Source organism: Maribellus sp. CM-23 (genome assembly GCF_021354595.1).
GTDB lineage: Bacteria > Bacteroidota > Bacteroidia > Bacteroidales > Prolixibacteraceae > Draconibacterium.
In genome coordinates, this window is record NZ_JADWYJ010000003.1 from 702,446 (window position 1) to 725,906 (window position 23,461).

At 42.5% G+C, this 23,461-nt stretch carries 15 protein-coding genes; 6 read left to right on the plus strand and 9 right to left on the minus strand.

The window, feature by feature from the left end; genetic code table 11:
- From INQ51_RS13765 to mltG, 5 genes are all read right to left on the minus strand, one after another.
- Positions 1 to 585 (minus strand): chemotaxis protein CheB, encoded by a 585-nt coding sequence (locus INQ51_RS13765; RefSeq protein WP_233378545.1) that lies wholly within the window; start codon positions 583 to 585, stop codon positions 1 to 3.
- Entirely contained in the window at positions 585 to 1,427 is an 843-nt protein-coding gene (locus INQ51_RS13770) for a CheR family methyltransferase (RefSeq protein ID WP_233378546.1), read from the minus strand. The genes INQ51_RS13765 and INQ51_RS13770 overlap by 1 nt, the downstream gene beginning before the upstream one ends.
- The gene (locus INQ51_RS13775; protein ID WP_233378547.1) at positions 1,420 to 3,042 is read right to left on the minus strand and encodes a response regulator; all 1,623 of its coding nucleotides are present in this window, start codon (positions 3,040 to 3,042) and stop codon (positions 1,420 to 1,422) included. Before INQ51_RS13775 ends, INQ51_RS13770 begins: the two co-directional genes overlap by 8 nt.
- A 19-nt stretch (positions 3,043 to 3,061) precedes the next feature.
- Positions 3,062 to 6,823, minus strand: a complete 3,762-nt coding sequence (locus INQ51_RS13780) for a response regulator (protein ID WP_233378548.1) — start codon at positions 6,821 to 6,823, stop codon at positions 3,062 to 3,064.
- 172 nt (positions 6,824 to 6,995) lie between these two features.
- Positions 6,996 to 8,030, minus strand: coding sequence for an endolytic transglycosylase MltG (gene mltG, locus INQ51_RS13785; protein WP_233378549.1), 1,035 nt, complete (start codon positions 8,028 to 8,030; stop codon positions 6,996 to 6,998).
- A gap of 192 nt (positions 8,031 to 8,222) precedes the next feature.
- Between mltG and INQ51_RS13790 the strand changes: the two genes are divergently transcribed.
- Entirely contained in the window at positions 8,223 to 9,428 is a 1,206-nt protein-coding gene (locus tag INQ51_RS13790) for an FprA family A-type flavoprotein (RefSeq protein ID WP_233378550.1), read from the plus strand.
- 130 nt (positions 9,429 to 9,558) lie between these two features.
- Here the strand turns inward: INQ51_RS13790 and INQ51_RS13795 are convergent, their stop codons facing one another.
- The gene (locus tag INQ51_RS13795; RefSeq protein WP_233378551.1) at positions 9,559 to 10,374 is read right to left on the minus strand and encodes a family 16 glycosylhydrolase; all 816 of its coding nucleotides are present in this window, start codon (positions 10,372 to 10,374) and stop codon (positions 9,559 to 9,561) included.
- Positions 10,375 to 10,578: 204 nt separating this feature from the next.
- Between INQ51_RS13795 and INQ51_RS13800 the strand changes: the two genes are divergently transcribed.
- The gene (locus tag INQ51_RS13800; protein WP_233378552.1) at positions 10,579 to 11,334 is read left to right on the plus strand and encodes an SGNH/GDSL hydrolase family protein; all 756 of its coding nucleotides are present in this window, start codon (positions 10,579 to 10,581) and stop codon (positions 11,332 to 11,334) included.
- Here the strand turns inward: INQ51_RS13800 and INQ51_RS13805 are convergent.
- A complete protein-coding gene (locus tag INQ51_RS13805; RefSeq protein WP_233378553.1) occupies positions 11,326 to 12,627 on the minus strand; it encodes an MATE family efflux transporter in 1,302 nt (433 codons plus the stop codon). The genes INQ51_RS13800 and INQ51_RS13805 overlap by 9 nt on opposite strands.
- Before the next feature lie 383 nt (positions 12,628 to 13,010).
- Between INQ51_RS13805 and INQ51_RS13810 the strand changes: the two genes are divergently transcribed.
- A complete protein-coding gene (locus tag INQ51_RS13810; RefSeq protein WP_233378554.1) occupies positions 13,011 to 13,610 on the plus strand; it encodes a superoxide dismutase in 600 nt (199 codons plus the stop codon).
- Positions 13,611 to 13,660: 50 nt separating this feature from the next.
- On the opposite strand, the gene INQ51_RS13815 is transcribed toward INQ51_RS13810, so the two are convergent.
- Positions 13,661 to 14,389, minus strand: coding sequence for a hypothetical protein (locus INQ51_RS13815; protein WP_233378555.1), 729 nt, complete (start codon positions 14,387 to 14,389; stop codon positions 13,661 to 13,663).
- A gap of 369 nt (positions 14,390 to 14,758) precedes the next feature.
- On the opposite strand from INQ51_RS13815, the gene INQ51_RS13820 reads away from it, so the two are divergent.
- The 3 genes from INQ51_RS13820 (at position 14,759) to INQ51_RS13830 (ending at position 19,342) form a co-directional block, all read left to right on the plus strand.
- On the plus strand, positions 14,759 to 16,435 hold the full coding sequence (locus tag INQ51_RS13820) for a M20/M25/M40 family metallo-hydrolase (RefSeq protein WP_233378556.1): 1,677 nt from the start codon (positions 14,759 to 14,761) through the stop codon (positions 16,433 to 16,435).
- 317 nt (positions 16,436 to 16,752) lie between these two features.
- Entirely contained in the window at positions 16,753 to 18,096 is a 1,344-nt protein-coding gene (omp85, locus tag INQ51_RS13825; protein ID WP_233378557.1) for an Omp85 family outer membrane protein, read from the plus strand.
- A gap of 37 nt (positions 18,097 to 18,133) precedes the next feature.
- Positions 18,134 to 19,342: a serine hydrolase domain-containing protein gene (locus tag INQ51_RS13830; protein ID WP_233378558.1), complete on the plus strand. Its 1,209-nt coding sequence runs from the start codon at positions 18,134 to 18,136 to the stop codon at positions 19,340 to 19,342.
- A 470-nt stretch (positions 19,343 to 19,812) separates the two neighbouring features.
- Here INQ51_RS13830 and INQ51_RS13835 read toward each other — a convergent pair whose 3' ends face one another.
- Positions 19,813 to 23,451 (minus strand): GEVED domain-containing protein, encoded by a 3,639-nt coding sequence (locus tag INQ51_RS13835; RefSeq protein WP_233378559.1) that lies wholly within the window; start codon positions 23,449 to 23,451, stop codon positions 19,813 to 19,815.
- Positions 23,452 to 23,461 lie beyond the last annotated feature (10 nt).

Genomic DNA, 23,461 nt, shown 5'->3' on the forward strand with positions numbered 1-23,461 from the left:
TTAGTTTCTAATTGGCGGTTTATTTGGAAGCACAAGTTGGTATAAACACTCAGCCATTTCTTCCAGGTTTAGTTTGAGGTCGGGTTGAACTGCTTTTAAGGCAAATCGCGGCATTACCGGCGAAGTAGCCTTGCACGGATTCTGAATGATGGTTTTTCCTCCAAATTGTTTGATGGTTTTCAGGCCATTGGTTCCATCCGAATTGGCTCCGGTGAGCACGATCCCGATCACTTGGTTTTTGTAGGCCCAAGCAGCTGTTTCAAAAAGAATGTCAATGGATGGCCTGGAGAAATTCAGTTTTTTCTCAGCAGATAGGGAGAAACTGTAATCGTCTTCAATTTGGAGGTGGTAGCCGGGAGGGGCAAAATAAACAAACCCGGGAAGTATGGGTTCGTTGGCTTCTGCTTCTTTTACTTCCAGTTCGCAAATCGCATTCAGGTGGCGAATAAAAATGTCGTTGCTGTGCTCGCCTATATGCAATACAATGACCACAGGAACCGGGAAATCCTTTTTCAGTTCCGGCAAAATTATATTCAAAGCTTCCAGCCCGCCGTAAGAGGTGCCAATTACAACCGCCCGATACATCAGATTATTTTCTTTTTAAAAATTTTCAGCCGTTGATCGATGGTATCAAATTTATCCTCCACACTGGTAAATCTCAAACTTTCTTTGGTTCCGAGGCACAGTACTCCCGAAGGTGTCAGACTTTCATGAAACAGATTCAGGACTTTATCCTGCAACTGTTTTTCGAAATAGATCAGTACGTTTCGGCACAAAATCAGGTTTACTTCCGCAAAAACACTGTCGGTTACCAGGTTGTGGTCCGAGAAGACAATGCGGTTCGAAAGCATTTTGTCGAACATAACAGACCCGTACATTGACTTGTAATAGTCGTCCAGTTTTTTCTTCCCGCCTGCTTTGAGGTAGTTGCTTTCGTATTGTTGCATATCCGACTTTTGGTAAACTCCTTCTTTGGCTATCTTGAGCACCTTGCGGTTAAAGTCAGTGGCATAGATCTGGCAGCGGTCCAGCAATCCCTCTTCCTGAAGAAGAATGGCCAGGGAATAAACCTCCTCGCCGGTAGCGCACCCGGCATGCCATATTTTGAAAAATGTATAGGTCTTTAGTTTCGGGACAATGTTTTCGCGAAACGACAGGTAGAAATCGGGATCGCGGAACATTTCTGTAACATTGATCGACAGTTCATCCAGTAATTCCCTGAAAAAGTCGGGTTCTCTCAGTACCCTGTTTTGCAGGTCTGTAACTGTTTTCAGATCATTTAGTCCGAGAAAGTTGAGTACCCTGCGCCGAACATGAGCTTTGCTGTAATTTCTGAAGTCATAACCGTATTTCAGGTAAATGCCCTCAAAAAGCAATTTTAGCTCAATGGCCAGTAATTCGGTATTTGAATCATAGTAGTTATTCATATTTCAGCGAATACCCGTTTGCTTTTACTTTGAATCCTTCCTGCAATACCGTTATAAGCTCTTTTTCCGAAAATGGTTTACTTAAAAAGTTATTCATTCCCGCACTGAGGCAATCATTTTTATCCTTGTTTAATGAATTGGCAGTAACTGCAGCAATGTATGTAAGCGGGAAATTCTCATTTTCCTGTTCGTATTCACGGATCATAGAAGTTGCCTGCAGACCGTCTGTTCCGGGCATTTGCATGTCCATAAATATAATGTCGTATGGATCGGCTATGTGCATATCAAAGGCTTCCTGTCCGTTTTGTGCAATATCGCTGTTGTAACCCAGTTGTTTAAGCGACAATTTAAACACTTTTTGGTTGATGAGATTATCTTCAGCGACCAAAATCCGTATATCTTCCGGAAGCTGGTACTGTAGTTCTTTTTCTCTTTCTTCTAAGGTAGATTTTTTTAGCGGTAGTCGAAAATAAAACTCAGTGCCCTTGCCTTCGGTGCTGATCACATTGATTTCGCCATTCATCAGGTTCACCAGGTTTTTGGAGATAGCCAGCCCAAGACCGGTTCCTCCGTATCTTCTTGACATGGATGATTCGGTTTGCTGAAATTCTTTGAAAAGCATCTGCTTGCCTTCTTCTGAAATGCCGATCCCTGTATCGATAACTCTAAAAAGAATTCGCGAGGATTGCTCGTATTCATCCACTAATTCAACGCGGATTTCGACTTTCCCATGAGGAGTGAATTTAATGGCATTGTTAACCAGGTTCATGAGTATCTGGTTGATCCGCAAAGGGTCGCCACAAAGAACCGACGGAACATTTTCATCAATGGTATAGCTAAAGCTGATGCCCTTTTCCTCGGCTTTGAAACGTAGCAACTGGTATACGTTTTTTACCATTTCTCTCAGCTGGAAACTGATAGACTCGAATTGAACCTGGCCGGATTCAATCTTGGAGAAATCAAGAATGTCGTTGATGATCAGCATTAGGTTTTCACCGGATTTGGCGATGATGTTGATCAGGTCCTGCTGTTCGACGTTCAATTCCGATTTTTGCAAGAGCCGGGAAATTCCAATTACACCATTTAACGGCGTGCGAATCTCATGCGACATATTGGCCAGAAACATTGACTTTACACGCGTGGCTTCTTCTGCTTTGTCCTTCGCAATTTTGAGATTCAAATTGGCTTCTTCCATGTCTCTGAGCAGGCGGTCGAGTCTTACCCGCTGATTGTAAAGATCCAGGAAGATTTTTACCTTGCCCCGCAATATGTCCGGAATAACCGGTTTGGGAATAAAATCTACCGCGCCTGTTTCAATACCTTTTATTATATGTAGATCGCTCTGGTGAATGGCCGAAACAAAAATAACCGGCAGGTACCTTGTTTTTTTGCGTTGCCGCATCAACTCCAGGGTTTCGTATCCGTTCATTTCGGGCATTTGCACATCCAGTATCACCAGCGCAAATTCTTCTTTCATGGTAAGCTTTAAAGCTTCTGTCCCTGATGTGGCCCGTACAATCCGGATATCAAAATCTTCCAGAATGGATTCCAGACTGATCAGGTTTTCGGGGAGGTCATCAACAATAAGAATTTGGGGTTTGTTTGCGTCCTTCATTTGTTTTTCTTTTTCAATACTAATTCTTGTACAGCCATATCTTCAGCATCGAGAATAATTTCTCTTCGTCCAGAGGTTTGGCCAGGTAGTCGTTTGCCCCGTTTTTCAGAGCGTTTTCATGGTCTTCTTTCATTGCTTTGGCGGTTAAACAAATAATCGGGATGTTTTTAATCTCCTTGGTCTGGCGAATAATCTGCATGGCTTCGTAACCATCCATAACCGGCATCATTACATCCATCAGTATGAGGTCGAAGTCGTGGTTGTGTTTTAAAATGTCGAGTGCCGATTGTCCGTTGTCGGCTTCCGAAACAATTATTTCGCGTTCTTCGAGCATTTGACCCAAGGCAAAAACGTTACGAATATCGTCGTCCACCACCAATACCTTTTTGCCTTTGAAAATCAGGTCGTCATTGGCAAGCGTTGTTTTGGTTTTGATGCCGGGAATATTTTGTGATACCTGGTGCAAAAAGAGCGTCACTTCGTCCATCAGGCGTTCATCCGATTTTATTCCTTTTAAAATGATCGTATTCGTATAGCTTTCCAGTTCCTTTATTTCCTGTTGACTCATTTCCTTGCCCGTGTATACAATTACTTTCGGGATGGGAATGTTGCTCGATTTCAGCTTCTCCAACAATTCTTTGCCTGAATAATCGGGCAATCCCAAATCAAGGATGATACAATCGAACGAATCATTTTTCATTAACTGATAGGCTTGTTCGGCCAGTCCTGCTTCGATAATGGTTAGGTCGAAGTCAAACAGCAAAGTTTTGATCAGTTCCCTGGTTTGAAGGTTGTCTTCAATGATCAACATCTTCTTTAGTGAACTGTCAAAATGTTTTTCCAGCGATTTCAGTGCGTCGGCAAACTCGATGGTTTCCAGTGTTTTTAATTCGGACTGCTCTTTTTCCAGGTCGTGTTCGATGGGGCTGATAACATGAACAGGTAACTTGCCCAGCAGTTTGTGGTTCTTTAGTTTAAGATAATCCTGGCGGTTACCGGTGGCCAGTTCAACAGCCAGCATTACCGCTTTGGGCCTGTATTTTTCGGCCAGTGCTATCCCGTCGCGGATGGTGGGAGAAACAATAACCTTGTATTTCTTCTCGCGGGCCTGTTGCATCAGTTTTTGTGCCTGTTCTTTGGCCGGATGAATGACCAGAACAGTTTGTTCGTTGCCGGTTTCGTTCCTGTCGTCTTCGAGGTAAGGAAGCAGGGTGGCTTGCCCGTTGTCAGCAACAATTTCCTTTTCAACCTTTTTTACTTCTTCTTTTTTGGCCGGTTTACTGCCAGCTTCAATTGTCTGAACTTGTTGTGATTTTTCAACCGGAAGATAAACATAGAAGGACGATCCTTGGTTAACAACGCTTTCCAGTTGGATTTCGCCACCCAGTATTTTTATTAATTCGCGTGAAATGGAAAGTCCCAGCCCCGTTCCTCCAAATTTCCGGGAGATGCTACCATCTGCCTGCTGGAAAGCTTCAAAAATGGATTCCAGCTTTTCCTGGGGGATCCCAACTCCTGTATCCGAGATTTTGATACAACAGGTGTTTTCGGTCGTCAAACCCGTCGATCTGAATTTGGTTGTAACAGGTGTTGGCAGAAAATCAACAGCTACCTTGCCTTTGCTGGTAAATTTAAATGCGTTTGATACCAGGTTTTTTACCACCTGCATTAAACGGTAACGGTCGGTAAGCAGTTTTTGCGGGAAAGCAGAATCAATCGTCACTTCAAAGGCCAGATCTTTATCGTCAGCCAATGCATTAAAGTTCATCAGAATCTCGTCCTGCAGATCGGAAGAAAGAACATCCAAAAACTCAATGCTCATTTTTCCTGCTTCAATTTTTGATAAATCAAGAATTTCGTTGATCAAATGAAGCAGATCAGAGCCGCTTTTGTAAATGATTTTTGCCGATCGGACCTGGTCTTCGGTCAGGTTTCCTTTTTTGTTGCTGCTTAGTAAATTTGATAAGATGAGCAAGCTGTTCAAAGGTGTCCGAAGTTCGTGAGACATGTTCGCCAGAAACTCCGATTTGTACTGGCTGGCCTGCTGTAATTCGTGGGCTTTATTTTCGAGTTGTTCGTGGGTGGCAGTAAGTTCCTGGTTTTTTATGCTGATGTCTTCTTTCTGTACTTCCAGTTGGCGGGTACGCTCCTCCAGTTCTTCATTGGCCACACGCAATTCTTCTTGCTGAACCTGTAATTTCTTTTCATTCTCGGTCAGCACTTTTGCATGTTCTGTCAGCTCTTCGTTGGCCACGCGCAGTTCTTCCTGCTGAACCTGTAATTCGCTGGCCTGATCTTGTGTTTCTTTTAGCAGCTCATCTGTTTTTATTCTGCTTGCAGCCGAGTTGAGTTTTATAGCAATGATTTCCGAAACCGGGCGCAAAAACTCCAATTCGATATCGGTGTAGGCGTAAATAGATGATAATTCAATCGCGCCAATCAATAAGTTGTTAAAAATCAAGGGAACAATAACTACTTGCTTGGGTTTGTAATTACCTGTGGCCGAAAAAGTAGCGTACAAATCTTCCGGTATATCAACAAGCGTTTTTATTTGTTTTGAATTTGCCACCTGGCCAACAATTCCCTCATTTAGTTTTATGAACTTATTCGCTTTCCCGGAATCTATTCCCAGGTAACTCAATAGTTCAAGGTGTTGTGTGTCCTTGTTGAAATAATAAATTCCACCCAGTTGAGAATGCAATCGTTCCGTTAAAAAAAGAATGGATTGCCGGGCGATCTCCTGCAGCGTATCGTTGCTGTTGAGTTTGTCATTGATAGTATTGAGGCCCGCCCGGTACCAGGTATCCTGTGTGACCTTTTCATGAGATTCTTTCAGGTTTTGTGCCATCTGATTCAGAGCGATGCTTAATTCATCCTCTTCTGACCGGGGTGTTATCTGGCTGCTGTAATCGCCACCTGCCACTTTTTTTGTGTAATCGATCACTTCGCGGAACCCGTGTTGCAGTTTGCGAAAAGACCGGGCTAACTCTCCAATTTCATTTTTCGAATCAAAAACAAGTTCTGTTTTAATATTCCCTTTTGCGATAAGATCGAATTGTTTTACCATTTCCCGAACCGGGAGGTTAATCGACCGGGAGATGTAAAGGGAAACGGAGCCAATGCTGAATATAAGTAGCAGAACGATCAGGATAATTCCGAGGAACAATAATCGGTTGACTGAATCAATCAAATCATTGATGGAAGTAGCAAAGTCATTGTAAAACAGTCGCATCTGGTCTAGCTTAGCGCCTAATGATGCTTCCATTTCAGTGTTGTCGATTTGGGAGTTAATGATCAGCTCCTGAATTTCTTTGCCTAGATGATAGCCCTTTTGAGCAATTTGCTGTGCCTGTGCGAGTTCGTCGGTTTTTACAATGCTCAGCAGTTTAAGCCTTCCTGCCATCAATTCTGCATTCGATCGTTTATAGTCGTAAGCCTCCTTGTAATGATAGTACAACGTGTCGATGAATTCTTTCTTTGGAAGCCCGGTTAATTGATCGAGGGTCCCAAAAGTGTACGACATATCGTTGGCCCGGCGAATTCTGTCCATGGCTTGTTCAAGCATTGCTTCGTCCCGGAACATATGATAGCGATAATAATCTTCAATGCCTTCCTGAAACGTAAGATTATGGATTCGTTCGGCATTGATAACTATACTCAGCGTTTTGCCCGTGTTGTAAAAATAATTGGAGATGGCTCCGAGGAGGATCAGCCCCAGAAACGGAAAAATGCTTAAAATCCGGAGTTTGTGGCGGATTTTAAGATCATTAAATGTAAGCATAAAATAAATGGTTGATTTTGGCGCAAAAATATACAATGATCCCACATTCCGACCTACAGATACAAGCTAGTTTTAACAATTTATTGTTTATTATTTAACTATCAGGTTGGAACGACCGTACCAGCACTCTTGAATCGGCTTTTTGACAAAACAATAGTTATAAGCAATTCTGTTATTTGTAAATCCTGTTCTTATCGAGTGCCGTCCGGTATTTGGCAGCGTTGCGGTTGTGTTGCGCCAGTGTTTTGGCAAAGTTGTGGTAGCCCGAAAAATCTTCCTTCGCACACATGTAAATAAAGTCGTGTTTCTCGTAGTTCAGCACGGCATCAATCGAGCTAACCGAAGGGAAACAAATGGGACCCGGAGGCAAGCCTGCATATTTATAAGTATTGTAAGGCGAATCAATTTCGAGGTGTTTGTTGAGGATTCGGCGAAGAGAAAAATCACCCACTGCGTATTTGATGGTTGGATCGGCCTGTAGCGGGATATTTCGACGCAACCGGTTGATGTAAAGACCCGCAACCCATTTCAGCTCATCGGCTTTGGCGGTTTCTGATTCAACCACCGAAGCCAGAATGGAAACCTGCACAGGAGTCAGCTCCAGTGTTTTTGCCTTGTTTTTTCGGTCTTCGTTCCAGAAACGTTCGTATTCGCGGTACATGCGGGTGCCAAATTCTTCTGCATCGGTAGTCCAGTACATCTCGTAAGTGTTCGGAATAAACATGGTCCGGTAGGTTTCTGCATCAAAGCCTCTTTCGCTGATTTCCTGCTCGTTGGCGAAAAGCTGCAAAATCGACAAAGAATCAGCCCACAGGTACTTACTTACTTTGCCTGCGAGATCTTCTTTTATGCGAATGTTGTTGAAAGTTACGTCCACCGGGTCTTGGTTGCCGCTCCTGAGTTTATTCACCAGCGCATTGGTGGTCATATTGGTTTTCAGGATATAACGCCCCGGTTTTACATTCGAAGGGTAACTTTTTTTATCGGAAACCCATCTAAAAGCTTTGTTGTCGACCAATACTGCGGCCTTTTCCAGTTCTTTGTAAACCGCCTCAAAATCCTGGTTTTCCCCGATCAGCAAAACATAGTCGGTTTTTACGTTGGCGTCAAAAGTGTAATGATAGAGTTTGTAGGCACGCGCTCCCACGATTACAACGGCTATGGCAAAGAAAATAATGATGAACTTCCCGATTTTTGGAAACGTCATAGCCCTGCTTTTTTGTTCGATCGTCATAAATTATGATAGTTTACCGTTCAAAGATAAAATTTAATTCACACCTGACCGACGTGCTAACTTACACTTAACGCATATTCTAAATAACCCCTGTAGATAATTTTTTACTGGTTGATCAGTCTAAATTCATTAATTTTGGCCGAAAATTCTGAAAAACTGAAAATTATGTTACAAGTTAATCTTGCCGAGGATATCTATTACCTGGGTTTTAACGACCGCCGGACCCATCTGTTTGAGAATATCTGGCCCATTCCGCACGGAGTTTCGTACAACAGTTACCTGATTGTTGACGAAAAAGTGGCTTTGGTTGATACCGTTGAACGTGCGTTTATTGATGATTACCTGGATTCGATCGAGGAAATTATCGGCGACCGCGAGGTAGATTACCTGATCATTAACCACATGGAACCCGATCATTCGGGAGCTTTGAAGGCGATTGTTCACCGTTATCCGGGAGTTACGCTGGTGGGAAACAAGAAGACTTTTGATTATGTGGAAAGTTATTACCTGAAGCCAAACCACACCTTGATCGTTCACGACGATTCGGTACTGGATCTTGGAAAACACAAACTTCAGTTTCAAACCATCCCAATGGTACACTGGCCCGAAACAATGGTTACTTACGAAGAAACCAATAAAATTCTGTTTTCGGGCGATGCCTTTGGTAGCTACGGAACACTTGACGGTGGTATTTTTGACGACGAGATCAATCTCGAGTTTTATGAAGTGGAAGTGATGCGCTATTTCACCAACATTGTTGGAAAATACTGTGCCCACACACAACGTGCGATTAAAAAACTGGCGCCGCTTGATATTAAAATGATTGCCGCCACTCACGGTCCAATCTGGCGCAGTGACCTGAACTGGATTTTGACCCGCTACAACAAGTGGAGTTCTTATGACCTCGACTGCGGGGTGGTAATTGTTTACGGTTCGATGTACGGAAATACAAAGAAAATGGCCGAGACCATTGCCCGTCAGCTGGCAGTTCGCGGTATCAAAAACATCCGGGTTTACGATGCTTCAAAAACCCACTCGTCATACATCATCAACGATATATTCAAATACAAAGGTTTTATTGTTGGTAGTGCTGCTTACAACAACGCAATGTTCCCGAATGTGGAAACGCTGCTGACTACCGTAGAGCACATGGCTCCGAAAAATCATTACCTCGGAATTTTTGGAAACTACTCGTGGAATGGCGGCGGTGTGAAGAACCTGAAAACTTTTGCTGAGAACATTAAATGGGATTTGGTGTACGACCCGATTGAAGAAAAAGGGAACATGAAACCCAACACCAGCGAAGAACTGATCAAACTTGCCAATGCAATGGCCGATAAGTTGCTGGAATCAACGCAGGATGAAAAATAGAAAGTCATTCAGTTAATGGCTGAAACGATATTAAAAGAGCTGTCCATGTGGGCAGCTCTTTTTTTTAGTATCGATGATTCAATTTTCTATGAAATGAGTGTTTTATTCAGTCAGTCTGTTTTTCTGCGTTTTACTTTTTGTAAACTTTTACATAATCAACGAGAAAGGTATCCGGCGCGCAGGCATTCTTAATTCCTTCAAGAGTTGATGGGATTTCCATACTCAGGATCATGTACTGATCGATGTGTGACAGACCTTCGCTCAGTTCATGAAATTTCAGCCCGTCGATGTAAAACGCATATTTTTCAGGTGTCCACTCCAAGGCAAAAGTATGAAAGCCTTTCGACAACCCTTCCAAGGTGCTGTTCATAGCTCCCGAACTTTTCTGGTTAGGGCCGTACGCCCAATGTATGCAGTGGGTGAGGTGGTCGTCTCCCAGTCCTTTAAAATATTCGAAAATGTCGATTTCGGCACCAAAAGTCGCGGGGTCTTCACCTTGCGATATTTGTGGAGACTGCATCCAGAAAGCTGCCCAGGGACCACTGCCTTTTTGCAAACGGGCACGGCATTCAAAATAACCGTAAGTGGTATTAAAGGTTTCGTAGGTACCTACGGCGCTGCCCATAATGCTGTCTTTTCTGATATCGTACATCAGGTGCAGATGCCCGTTATTAACCTTTACCATCGACGGATCGTTGTAGCCGATACGACGCGGGCCGGTTCCTCTTATTTTCCACTTTGTTTCATCCAGCTCCGAACCGTCAAACTGATCTTCCCAGAATAAGGTATATCCTTCTTTTTCAGGGCTGAAAACCTCTTGGGATAGTGCGGTGTTGGCAGGGGCTGCTTTTTCTTCTGCTTTTTTTACGGAAACCTGGCAGGCGGATAGTGCAACTGCTGACAGGGCAAGAGCTGCCAGTAAGCGGGCTACTTCTTTCGTTATCATAATCTTATTTATTAGGTTGATTGCTCGTGGATAACAGCCACAAACTTTCTGTCTAAATTAATAGATTATAAGGTGTTTCAAAACCAAATTGAGGATATAAATTCTAATTTGTGTTGTGTTTGGAAGATCATTTTATGTTCAGTCTGATTTTGCCCGGATTTTTTCTACTTTTATCAGATTCAAAAAATATAAACTTTAACCAATATGAATCTTTCAAGAAGAAATTTTCTGCTGAAATCGAGTGCAGGAGCAGCCGCTTTAGCGAGTATTCCGGGTATTGTATCGGCTGCCATACCGGGTGAGAAAAAGGCAGGTTTGTTTAAAAAGGATGATGTTGTTTTGTTTCAGGGCGATTCAATAACTGATGCCGGCCGTGAGAAAGCAAAGGAATTGCCCAATAATGGTAGTTCGTTTGGAGGCGGGTATGCTTTTTTAACCGCTTCGTACTTATTAAACGCCATGCCCGAAAACAACCTTACTATATACAACCGGGGAATTAGCGGGAACAAAGTTTTTCAGTTGGCCGATCGCTGGGACAAAGACTGCGTGGATTTAAAACCCAATGTGTTGAGTATTTTAATCGGTGTGAACGATTACTGGCACAAGCGAAACGGTCATTACGACGGTACTGTGGAGATTTACGAAAATGACTACAGAAAATTGCTGGAGAGAACAAAAGCAGCCTTGCCCGGTGTGAAGCTTGTTTTGTGCGAGCCATTTTACGTGCTGGAAACTACCGCTGTGGATGAAACGTGGGTAGAACCGATGAAGCAATACCAGGCAGCGGCAAAACGCGTGTCTGATGCCTTTGATACGCTTTGGGTTCCTTTCCAGAAAGTATATGACGAGGCAATTAAACATGCCCCCGGAGCTTATTGGACCGGTGATGGTGTGCATCCTTCGATGGCCGGAGCTCAACTGATGGCCGAGGCCTGGTTGAAAACAGTAGGCTTAAAGTAAAGGTTTCAGTATCGCTTTTTTGTACAAAATGGTTTGAACCAAACCGCGAAAAAGCATAAACAGCAGCATTCCGAGCCAAAGTGCATGGTTTCCCCACAAGGGAGCCAGAAAATAATACACCGGCGCAAACACCGCAAAGGTTGAAATAAGCAGGGTATTACGCATGGCACGGGATGCTGTTGCTCCGATATAGATTCCGTCCCAGATAAAAGATGCAAAACTGGCGATCGGTACTAAAACGATCCACGGAAGAAAAGGCCGGGCACTTTCGATTACTTCTGTTTGCGAAGTCAGTATCCGTAAAATCAAACTTACTCCCGGAAGGTACAAAAGCGTAAATCCCAGCGCAAGTGCGGCTCCCCAGTAAAATAACAGCTTTACTACTTTTTTTAGTTCTGTCAGCTTCCTGGCTCCGATGTATTTTCCGGTAAGCGCTTCGCCTGCAAAGGCAAAGCCATCAATAAAAAACGAAAAGAACAACAACAGTTGAATCAAAAGTGAATTGACTGCTAAAATGGTGTTGTTCATACTGGCCGATTTAGAAGTGAAAAAAGTGAAAACAGCAATAATGCAGAAAGTCCGGATAAAAATATCGGTGTTTACTTTAAAAAACCGGGTGAGTACCTTTAGGTCCATTATCCCTTTCCGCGAGACAAAAACAGTCAGGTGCCGGTAGTGTTTGAAAAAGAAAATAGCTGCGATCAACAGTCCGGCATATTGCGATATGGCAGTTCCCAGTGCAACGCCGCTTGAATTCATGTGCAGTACAAACACGAAAAATGCACTGAGCAAGATATTAATAACATTTACCGAAATAGCGACGATCATCGGAATTCGTGCGTTTTGCATGCCTAGAAACCAGCCGTTAAAAACAAACAAGCTCAAAGCGGCAGGCGCTCCCCACACCCGAATGCTAAAATATGTTTTTGCCAGGCTTTCTACTTCCGGACTGCCGCCTATTATTTTAAAACTGGCCCAGGCAATCGGAGCCTGAAACAAGAGGATCAGAACACTGACAATAGCCACCAGCAAAAGCGCACGGGCCAGAATGGTAATTGTTTCTACTGTGTTTTTTTCGCCATAAGCCTGGGCGGTAAAGCCGGTAGTGCTCATTCGCAGAAAACTAAAGCCCCAGTAAATAAAGTTGAAAATCACACCGCCAATGGCAATGGCGCCAATGTAAATCTCCGAATCGAGATGCCCCACCAATGCCAAATCTACCAAACCCAGTAAGGGAACGGTAATGTTGCTGACAATATTGGGAACGGCAAGCCTGAGAATTTTCTGATTCATCCGGTGTTCTTAAATAAGCGGCAAAGGTAGATGTTTTTAAATCAGTGAGACTATGATTTTGTTTTTCAAAATTATTTAGTTGAACTGATCCCGAGCTATTGTCGAGGGATTTTATGGAGTACATTCCCCGCATTTTGCTGCTAGGAGTTGATTTATTCGCCTTTTTAACGGAAGTGTTAAGTCAAGAAAATCATGAATAAGCTGTTTCTTTTAGCTAACATAACGTTACTAATCAGCGTGTTTTGAAAATTTATTTGCGGAGTCTATGAACAATAAAAGATTTCGATGTGTTTTATTAGTCGTTGTGTTTGGAATAATTCTAAATAGCCTTTATTTTTGTAAACGAGAATTAAATATGTTTTAATCTTTTAAGAATATACGACATGGCATTTGAATTAGGAAAATTAGGATACAGTTTTGACGCGTTGGAACCATATATCGACGCAAAAACAATGGAAATTCACCACGATAAACATCATGGTGGTTACACAACAAATCTGAATGCAGCAGTAGCAGGAACAGAATTGGAAGGCAAAAGCGTTGAAGAATTGCTTGCCGGAGTTTCGGGCCTGTCAGCAGCAGTAAGAAATAACGGGGGAGGTTTTTACAACCACAACTTATACTGGGATATTATTGCTCCCGGTGGTGCACCTGCTCCGGAAGGCGTTTTACTGGATGCAGTAAAAGAATCCTTCGAATCATTTGAGAAATTTCAGGAAGCCTTCACCAAGGCAGCTTTGACTCGCTTTGGGTCAGGTTGGGCATGGTTGATTCTTCAAAATAATAAACTGGTGATTTCGTCTACGCCCAATCAAGATAATCCGCTGATGGATGTGGCCGAAGTTCAGGGAACCCCGATTCTCGGGATTGATGTGTGGGAACACGCATATTATCTGAACTACCAAAACAGACGTCCGGATTATGTGAAAGCATTCTGGAATCTCATCAACTGGGATGAAGTCGCCAGGCGGTTTAAAGGTTAGTTGATTTTTGGTTTTTTCCCCGGGGCAGAGGGCTCCGGGGTTTTTATTTTTTAGAAGGCCGAAGACATCTTTTTAATTTTGTGTACCTCCGCAAGTTTATTAAACTGCTCCTGAATACATTTCATCAAATCCAGGTTCATGCCCTCCGCAAAAACACGAATAAATTCTTTCACCGCTCCGTCCATTATAAATTTTCCCTGAACAGCATCAAACAGCTTACAGGAACTGTTGTTTCGAATGGTTGTCAGCACCGTCTCAAATTTTTGTGCAGGTATTCTGTGGTTGTGCAGAAAGTAGCCTTTGTTGGTTTCCTGCCGGTCAAAATAAAAGCCGGGTTCCACTTCTTCCAGATCAAATAATTTATGAATACGGGCATGTACATTTCCGGAGATATCGGTGCCGGTTAAAAACTCCATTCCCTCGTTTTGAAGACAGCTTTGCAGATTGGCCAGTTGATTGTAATCAGGAAAAAACTTTATCCGAACAGCCGGAATTTGTTTTCCGTTAAAATTCAGAATCGCTGTTGCAAAGTTGATTTTATCCAGCAGGCATTTCTCGACGCTTTGTGACAGTGCCAATATTTCTTCCAGAAAGTAAAACTTCTTTACCAGTAAGAAAATGGAATTGGGCTGTGCATTTTTCTGAGGCAACTGGCCATAATAGTGAGCGTATGGCAACGTGGCTTCTGCAACGCAGGTGTTTGCCTGTATATGGCTTTTTAGCGGACTCAGCATCTCAACTTTTGTGATGGAGCCACAGACTTTTAAAAGTGCTTTCATGACAGTAGGATTAGTGTTGATTCTTTTGTATTGAAAACGATAAAATCAACGCGAAAGTTACGACTGCTTCAGAAATTTATTGTTAACGAATGTTCGTATTATGCAGATGTGGGGTTGGGGATATTATCCCAAAGAAAATGATCATATGCTGAGTGGTAAAATGATTTTATTTTGTAAAATTAAGCTTCAGATTTAATCTTGAAAACCCTGAATTGTAATAATTTAATTGAAACGGCATTTTGAAATAAATGAGCGGGCAATTTAAACCTAACTGATAATTATTCGTCAACAAGTAGAGATCTGAAACAATTTTATCGGGCTAAGACTGTTTTATACATTACCATTGAAAATAAACTAATCTGATTTTTCATGAAAAAAATTACTGCTTTGTTACTCCTCTTTTTTGCTTGTAATGCTTTATTTGCTCAAGTCGAGGAACAAAAGGGGCTGGAGGCCATTACCATCGAATCGATTAAAGGACAGTTGGGATTTTTGGCATCGGACTGGACCGAAGGGCGTGCTGTAGGAACCAAAGGAGCTTACATGGCGGCAGATTATATTGCAGCCATGTTTCAGACATACGGTGTAAAGCCATTTGGCGACCAGGTTTATTCAAGACCCACACGTGCCGAGCTCATGGCAGGAATCAGACCAACGGCTTCGAAAAGTTATTTTCAGAGTTTTAGCCTGATTGAGTACGAGCCCGGGGATGAACAACAGCTTTCAGTAATAAGCGGCAAGCCGGGGAGTGAAAGTTCGATCGAGTTTAACTTCAAAACTGACTTTTATGTAAATACGGGTTCTGTCGGACAATCTGGCAAAGCAGGATTGGTTTTCGTTGGTTATGGCTTTCAGGATGAAGAAAAGGGCTACGACGATCTGAAGAAAGTTGACCTTAAAGGAAAAATAGCGGTTGTGCTGAGCGGATTTCCGGGGCACCGGGATTCTGCTTCGGTAGCATACAAAAAATTTGTACCGATGGATCGGTATGCTGTTTCCCGGGTAAGAGGCAGTAGATATGGGAATCTTGAAAAAGCCGGTGCAATTGCCATAATACGGGTTAGGCTTGACATAGATCCGACGCTGACTTGGGCTAGCAACCAGATTTATCCGGTGAAAGGAAATTATTACGAAGCCGACCAAGCCTTAAACAACTACTACAGTACCCGGATGATGATGCCCGGAAAAGAAGTGGGAGTTAATCTTCCGGTCTTTTCTATAACACAGCGTGTTGCTAATGCAATAATTGCCGGTACCAATGTTGATTTTGAAAAATTTGAAGAGGAGGCGGCGGCTAATCCCGTTCCAAAATCGGTGGAATTGAGCGGGAAATCAATTGCTTTTAAGACTACGGTAAAGTCTAAGATTGTAAAAGCCAGAAATGTGGTGGGGTTTATCGAAGGCGAGAAAAAGGATGAATTTATTGTGGTGGGTGGACATTATGATCATTTGGGGAAACACGATGGCTGGATCTGGAACGGAGCTGATGACAATGCTTCAGGAACGGTTGGGGTAATGACCCTTGCCAAAGCTTTTATGGCCACCGGCAAGAAACCGGAACGTTCGGTTATTTTCGCTGCCTGGACAGCCGAGGAAAGAGGTTTGTATGGCTCAAAATATTTTGTTGAAAAGGCAAAAGAAAACGCCATGAATGTGGTCCTTAACCTCAATTACGATATGATTAGCCGCGATACTGAGTCGGACTCAGCAAAAAACAAGGCTGGGATGAGTTATACCAAGGCAAACCATCGGATAGAAGAAACAACAAAGCAATTTATTGAAAAATACAACCTAAATCTGGATGTAAGTTACCGGGCTTCCGACCGTCCGAGGGGTGGGAGCGACCATGCTCCTTTTGCGGCTGAAAATATCCCGGTTTTCTACTTTATGGCTGCCATGCACCCCGATTATCATCAACCTTCTGATGAGCTTAACAATATCAACTGGGAAAAGATGCTGAATATTATTAAGATCGGATTTTTGAATACCTGGCAATTTGCCAATTCGGATGATTGGATGAAAACTGATGCCGAAGCCGAAAAGTAAAAGGTTTGACAATGCAACCAAATGAAATAGAAGACCGGTTAAATCAGTGAGACTCTGATTTCAGGAGCGATAGTGAACTGAAATTATGAAGTCGAACTGATCCCGAGGCATAGCCATCGGGATCTAATGGGGTCTATTCCCCGCCCTTTGGAGCGAACTAAGGAATATCATGCCTTTGGTATACCCCGTCTGCTCTGCGGCGGGGGAGTTGATTTTCTTTCCGGTCTTTTTTTGTGAAATTTTTTCATCCAGCGAAGTAAATTATGTGGTAAAAAAATTTTATGTTCGTTTGATTATCTAATCTAAAAACCAAAAGGATGAAGAAAGCACTTTGCCTGTTAGTCACCATTTTGACCGTTTTTTCCACCTATGCGCAGGACCAGCTTACCAAGCAGGGGTGGAATTTTGGCGCCTTGCCAACCGTTACTTTTGATTCCGACCTGGGGTTTCAGTACGGTGGATTGATCAATCTCTTTCATTACGGCGATGGAAGTCGTTATCCTAAGTACGATCACTCGCTGTATCTCGAAGTTTCGCGTTATACAAAGGGAAGCGGAATTAACCGCCTGTATTACGATTCGGATCAGCTGATTGATGGATTGCAAACATCGCTTGACATCAGTTATTTGTCAGACCGTGCGTACGATTTCTTTGGTTTTAACGGGTACGATGCTGTGGTGAACAAAGATTGGTTTGACGACTCTAAAATTGATGAAGGATATCGGACAAGAATGTTTTATAAATACGACCGGAAATTGTTCCGCTTCAAGGTAGATTTAATCGGAAAACTTCACGGCGAAAAACTAAAATGGGTTGGAGGGATCAATTTGCTGAATTTTAAGCTGGGGCTTGTTGATGTTGAAAAACTGAACAAGGGCAAAGACGAAGCAGACAAACTTCCATCGCACGAAACGGAACCCGGTTTATTTCAGAAATATCAGGACTGGGGAATTATTTCTTCGGAAGAAGCTAACGGAGGCTTTGTGCCAACAGTAAAAGCAGGATTGGTGTACGACAGCCGCGACAACAAACCGAACCCAATGAAGGGGATCTGGACCGAGGCTGTTATTCTTGGGGCGCCAGAATTCCTTGGGGGCGAACAAAGTTTTGCCAAGCTGAGCCTGATTCACCGCCAGTATTTCACCATTATTCCCAACGACCTTTCGTTGGCATATCGCTTGGACTATCAAACCACTTTGGGCGGGAATGCGCCTTTTTACTACCAAACGCAACTGATTACTTCGGTGCTAAAAGGTGCTACTTCAGAAGGACTTGGAGGCGCATCTTCGTTGAGAGGTGTTTTGCGTAACCGGGTTGTTGGCGACGGTGTTTTTCTGGGGAATTTGGAAGCCCGCTGGAAATTTACCCGTTTTAGCTTTATCAATAATAATTTCTATTTAGGGCTGAATGGATTTCTTGATTTTGGTCAGGTAACAAAAAAGATTGACGTTAATACGGCCGGATTAATTAATGACGAAATCAACAATGAGTTCCCGGGGAGCTATTTTGAAAATGACGCTGAAAAAATGCACTATTCTTATGGGCTGGGCTTGCGTGTGGTTATGAATGAAAACTTTATTGTTCGCTGTGATTACGGCGTGGCAGCCAACGAACGCGACGGTGATTCCGGTCTTTATATCGGTTTAAATTATTTATTTTAGTTAACTGAACTATCTGAAACTAAACTAGAAACAAGCGATGAAGAAGATAATTTGTTTTTTGGGTGCGATATGCACAATTGGATTTTTGCTGGTTTCCTGTAACACCGCAAGTCAGCAACCAGGTTCTGATAATCCCGGGATTTCAAAAGATTCGCTGGAAATAGCCTGTGGAAAATTGCAAGGATATATCGATGAAGGTAAACTCGCGGGTATTTCGGCAATGGTGGTTAAAGACAATCAAACCGTATTGAAAAGAAATTTCGGATTTGCCGATATTGAAAATCAGAAACCTATAGAAGACAACACGATATTCAGAATATATTCGATGACAAAGCCGATAACGGCAGTTGCTTTAATGACTTTGTACGACGAAGGTAAATTTAAACTCGATGACGAAGTTTCGAAATTTATTCCCGAGTTTGAAAATACACCTGTTTACAATGCGGAAACCAAAGAGCTTGAATCGCAGATCAATAAAATGACCATCCGTCACTTGCTAACGCATACTTCGGGTTTAACATATGGTTGGGATCAAAAAGCATATGTCGACTCGTTGTACCGGGTAAACGGGGCGAGTGGCTGGGATGCTTCGCTGGGTGAAAAAGTGAAAATTCTGGCTGGAATTCCATTGAAATACCAGCCGGGAACAACCTGGGAATACGGAGTTTCCATCGACGTTGCAGGCTATATCTGCGAAGTATTGTCGGGAATGCCCTTGGACGAATTTTTTAAAACCCGGGTTTTAGAGCCTTTGAAAATGGAAGATTCCGGTTTTTTTGTACCCGAAAACAAACACTCCCGTTTTACGGTGCTTTATCATTTGGACGAAAACGGTGAATTAAAAGGCGGAGATAATCCGGAAGGCAATTTTAAAAGTAAACCTGTGCTTTTTTCGGGTGGTGGTGGAATGGTTTCAACCATCGATGATTATTCGAGATTTGGCCGGATGTTAATAAACGGCGGCGAACTGGATGGCGTGAGGATACTGCAGGAATCAACAGTGAAAATGATCATGACGAACCAGTTACCCGAAGGAGTTGATTACAACAATGGCGGCCAGTACGGACTTGGTGGTTCAGTAGATTCGAAAACAGGCAGATATGGATGGAGCGGTGCCGCTTCAACGCACTTTGTTGCTGATCCTGAAAATAAAATGGTTATCCTGGCATTAACGCAGTTTATGCCTTTCAATATCAGCTATGCCACTCAGTTTGTTGACGATGTAGAAAATGCGATCGAAAAATAGTTGAATTCCGTTCAACCCATTTTCTCTTTTTCTGAAATCCTCTTTTTTGATGAGAACATAGCATCGAGTCGAAGGCGTAGGCATTGTTTTTCATTTGTTTACCAAAGTGTTTACGCTTGCAACTTCATATTTATGTGAAGATCCCTCAAAAAGCAAATAAGGATTTTTGAAGGTTTTAATCGGGTTTTTGGAATTTCATTTTCAGCTTATTCGCTTCTCAATTCAGTTTTATATTTTATGTAAAATATCAAGAGGAACTTATTTTTGTTAGTGAAATGCAAAATTTCATTATTACAACAAGTTCTTTTTACAACAATTGGGCCCAATTAACTTAAATAATGTGTGGCAATCCCTGAGGCATGAGGGATTGCTTACGGCAACTTAATTGGCCTTGGGGTTATTTTAAATTCTGTAAAAAAAGGAGTGTCGGTACCGATACTCCTTTTTCATTTATACTATCAAATATAGATTTATTGTTTAATAAATTTCGTTGTAAAGTTATCGTCCTGGGTTTTTATATGCAGGAAATAGATGCCATCCGACAAATTTCTAATATCGATTTGAACCGGAGCATCAAGATATTTTTTTTGGAATACTATAACTCCGTTTGACTGATAGATTGATATCTCGGAAGGAATCGTACTTTGACTTTGGATGTTAAGTACCAAATGGGCCGGATTGGGATAGATCAGCCAGTTATCAGTGGTTTCGTCCAGAACCGGAGAAATAATGCCACTTTTATTTGTTGCAATGGAAACACTGTAGTCTTCCACCTCTCCGCGATCAAATGTTTCGCACGCAGTCGGAAAGGCATTGGCTTTCATGGCGACCCTCATTCGGGTGGTTCCGGGCAATGCATCTGCCGGAATTTGAATATTTCCCACTACGGTTGATTTGAAGTTAGCCATTGAAAAAACTTCTTCATTGGCATCATCAAAGTCTGAATCCTGGTTGAAATCGATCCAAACTTTCACGAATTCCCGCTGGCTCTTGCCCGAGAAGCCCGGTGTTAACGAAATGCTGTTACTTGACCCGGTAATCAGAGAAGTCTCTATGCTTGTAAAGTCGGAATAGACACTACTTCCCGATGCATTGCTAATGGTACTCAACACTACTTCTGCTATCCATTCTTTACTTGATGATAAACTTTGGGATTCGCAATAGGTATTTATTGGAGGATCGGTTACTGTGATGTAATTAAATGCAACAATTGAATCACCGCCAACCGAGTTGCGTGCAAAAAATAGTACATCATAGGTTCCTGCTGAACTGTATGTGGTAATTGGGTTTTGTTGATTGCTATAATTAATATCTGCTCCGTATATTATCCATTCCCACCACGTAGGGTTGTTTGACGATTCATCGTAAAACTGCACGGATTCGCCAACAGTGATGGTTGTTTTATCCGAACTAAATGCTGCTACTGCTGGTTGTGGCTCCGCAGTGGTGATGATAATTTTGTAATCCTCCACTTCGCCGTTCCCAACTGATCCGCAGGAAGATGGGCTTCCACTTTCGTTCATGGCAACTCTCATTCGGGTTTCTGTTGAAAGCCCGGTTGGGATAGAAACTGACCCACTAACAGCAGCTCTTTTCCTGTCGGCGGAAAATACCAGCTCGTCGTTGGTAAACTCGCCGTCCTGGTTGGTGTCGATCCAAATCCGCCAATACAGGAAAGTTGCCTTGTTGGCAAATTCGGGTGTTAAAACAATGGTATTAACAGAACCGGCTTCAACTTCAAATGCAAAGGACTCAGTAAAATCAACATATCCTTCCTTTCCCGAAGTGTTTGTTTGGTTGTTGATAGACACTGACCGGATCCATTCGTTCACCGGATTACCAGAGGATTCGCAGTACGTCACCGGTTTGGGGAGAATACTAAATGTGGTGGAGGTTTGCGCCGTGTTTCCACAGGAGTCGTTTATGGTCCAGACATAAGTTACTTCGTATCCATTTTCGTCTTCAGTATATGGTAAAACAGTGGTGCTTAATTCGGGCATCCCGCAATTGTCATCATATTCAAGAGTTTCGAATGCCGGAAAGCTACTGCCAAATTCAATGGCAGGTATTGCCTGTGGCTGGGTGATAAAAAATGGAGCTGTTGTATCAACCACCGTGAGTAGATGTTGCCAGGTGCCCGTGTTGCCACAGCTGTCTTTCACTTCGTAAATACGTTTTATTTGCGTTGGGCATGTGCCAGTTGAAGTTTGGCTGACAAATCGGAACGTAGAATGATTTACATAGCAGTTATCATCGATTTGACCTCCGGCGCTAACAAAATCGAAATAGTTAAAAGGTGCCGGAACATCAGAGTGGCATTCATACATCTGAGCCGGTATTCCTGATATCGTTGGCGCCATAGTATCTATAACGTAAATATTCTGGCTGAAATAAGTGATATTGTCGCAGTTGTCCGCAATTTGGTATTCGCGTTGTATTGTTTTGGAACAGGACGAGCCGGTAATTGTTTCCCTGTAAAGACTAAATGATTCTTCTTCTAAACCACAATCATCTGTCATTAACCCGCCGGCAGTGATAAACTCGTCGTAGTTGGCATACGCCGGTGGAATATCACCGCTGCATTCCACATAAATATCTGGTGCCAGTACAACCGCTGGTGGATACTCGTCAAGAATAATTATTACCTGCTCTGCGGTAGCCGAATTTCTGCAGGTATCTTGTATTTCATAGGTACGGGTGACGGTTTGCGGGCATGTGCCATCTCTGGTTTCGTTGATCAGTTGGAAGGATTGCTTCTTTAGGATGCAATTATCCGAAATGCTTCCTCCGGCTTGTACAAATTCTGCAATTGTTGAAAAAGGCTCCGGTAGCTGGTCAATGCACGAGAGAACGGTATCGATTGGGGCAGTTAAAACCGGAGGTTCAATATCTTCGAGTATGATCTGTTGTTCCATGTGTATAGGAAATCCGCTTGGGGTGTGAATCATAAAACTTCTGATAAAACTATAGGGACAGGTTTGGTTGTAGTTGGGGTAATCACTGTACTGTATATAATATTGATCCTGATTTACGCAACAATCTTTGAACGATCCGCCGGCGGCTATAAATTGTTCTTTAGTTATATCGGTGGAGTAATAGTAATTGTAATAGGGAAGTCCCGTTAATGCTTCAATGTCATCTGTTGTACAGGCAGAATTACTGTATACATTCTTTGGAATTTCAACTGTCGGTTCAAAGAAATACGCGTCTTCATATTCTTCGTAGTTTCCGCAATTGTCTTCAACATAGTAAAAATTGCTGATAACAAATTTATTCCAAAATTCATCATAGTATGAGTTTTGTGAACTGGTAAATGAACTCTCGTTTATACCACACTCTGATTTTATAAGACCTCCTAAATCAACAAACTCCTGATAATTGGATATCCAGGGAACTATCGGATTGTGACATTCATCAAAACCAAAGCTATTGGGAGGTAAAATGGTTATAGTCTGAGCGGGCGAATAAGGATTATTCAAATCAATGTATTGGTTCATCTCATAGAAAAGACCGTTTATCGGATCAAATACCTGAAACGTTCGGGTAAAACGTTCCGGAAGCCCGTTTCCATCATAATAGGTATCCCTATCCGTATATTGCAGCTCCGGATAGCCCAAATCGCAGATATCTGTTACAATACCACCCGCATTTATAAACTGCTTGGTAGTTATGGGCGAATAATAGGGTGAATACGGTAAGCCGGTAATGGACTCTATTTCGGGCAACGAATCAATTTGTTCAACCACATTAATATCATACGGAGTAAAAGCCGTTGGACGAAACAGATAGTGATCAGTACATTCCATTGTGTTGCCACAGGAATCTTCAATAAGGTAAACGGTTTCGATGGTTACTTTTTTAAAAAAATCATCATAATAGGTATTGAAATAGGAATACAAGCTATTTTCCTTTATTCCGCATTCCGAATAAGCGTACCCTCCGTAAAAAATAAATTCGTTGTAATCGAAAGTTGGAAGTGGCATTAAAACACCACATTCATCAGTGGTCCAGGTTTGCGGTGCTCTGAAATTAGGATTATTTTCCTGCGAGAACAAATGGCTGAAAGATAGTGACAGCAAAAGTGTGCTTAACAAAAGTCGGGTTTTCATGATGTTGTAA

Bases quoted from the DNA above. Each gene is read 5' to 3' on its own strand.
- INQ51_RS13790 (WP_233378550.1), top strand. From the start codon at position 8,223: ATGTTACAAGTTAATCTTGCCGAGGATATCTATTACCTGGGTTTTAAC.
- INQ51_RS13770 (WP_233378546.1), bottom strand. From the start codon at position 1,427: ATGAATAACTACTATGATTCAAATACCGAATTACTGGCCATTGAGCTA.
- INQ51_RS13780 (WP_233378548.1), bottom strand. From the start codon at position 6,823: ATGCTTACATTTAATGATCTTAAAATCCGCCACAAACTCCGGATTTTA.
- INQ51_RS13775 (WP_233378547.1), bottom strand. From the start codon at position 3,042: ATGAAGGACGCAAACAAACCCCAAATTCTTATTGTTGATGACCTCCCC.
- INQ51_RS13835 (WP_233378559.1), bottom strand. From the start codon at position 23,451: ATGAAAACCCGACTTTTGTTAAGCACACTTTTGCTGTCACTATCTTTC.
- mltG (WP_233378549.1), bottom strand. From the start codon at position 8,030: ATGACGTTTCCAAAAATCGGGAAGTTCATCATTATTTTCTTTGCCATA.
- INQ51_RS13820 (WP_233378556.1), top strand. From the start codon at position 14,759: ATGAAAAAAATTACTGCTTTGTTACTCCTCTTTTTTGCTTGTAATGCT.
- INQ51_RS13810 (WP_233378554.1), top strand. From the start codon at position 13,011: ATGGCATTTGAATTAGGAAAATTAGGATACAGTTTTGACGCGTTGGAA.
- INQ51_RS13765 (WP_233378545.1), bottom strand. From the start codon at position 585: ATGTATCGGGCGGTTGTAATTGGCACCTCTTACGGCGGGCTGGAAGCT.
- omp85 (WP_233378557.1), top strand. From the start codon at position 16,753: ATGAAGAAAGCACTTTGCCTGTTAGTCACCATTTTGACCGTTTTTTCC.
- INQ51_RS13805 (WP_233378553.1), bottom strand. From the start codon at position 12,627: ATGAATCAGAAAATTCTCAGGCTTGCCGTTCCCAATATTGTCAGCAAC.
- INQ51_RS13795 (WP_233378551.1), bottom strand. From the start codon at position 10,374: ATGATAACGAAAGAAGTAGCCCGCTTACTGGCAGCTCTTGCCCTGTCA.
- INQ51_RS13830 (WP_233378558.1), top strand. From the start codon at position 18,134: ATGAAGAAGATAATTTGTTTTTTGGGTGCGATATGCACAATTGGATTT.
- INQ51_RS13800 (WP_233378552.1), top strand. From the start codon at position 10,579: ATGAATCTTTCAAGAAGAAATTTTCTGCTGAAATCGAGTGCAGGAGCA.
- INQ51_RS13815 (WP_233378555.1), bottom strand. From the start codon at position 14,389: ATGAAAGCACTTTTAAAAGTCTGTGGCTCCATCACAAAAGTTGAGATG.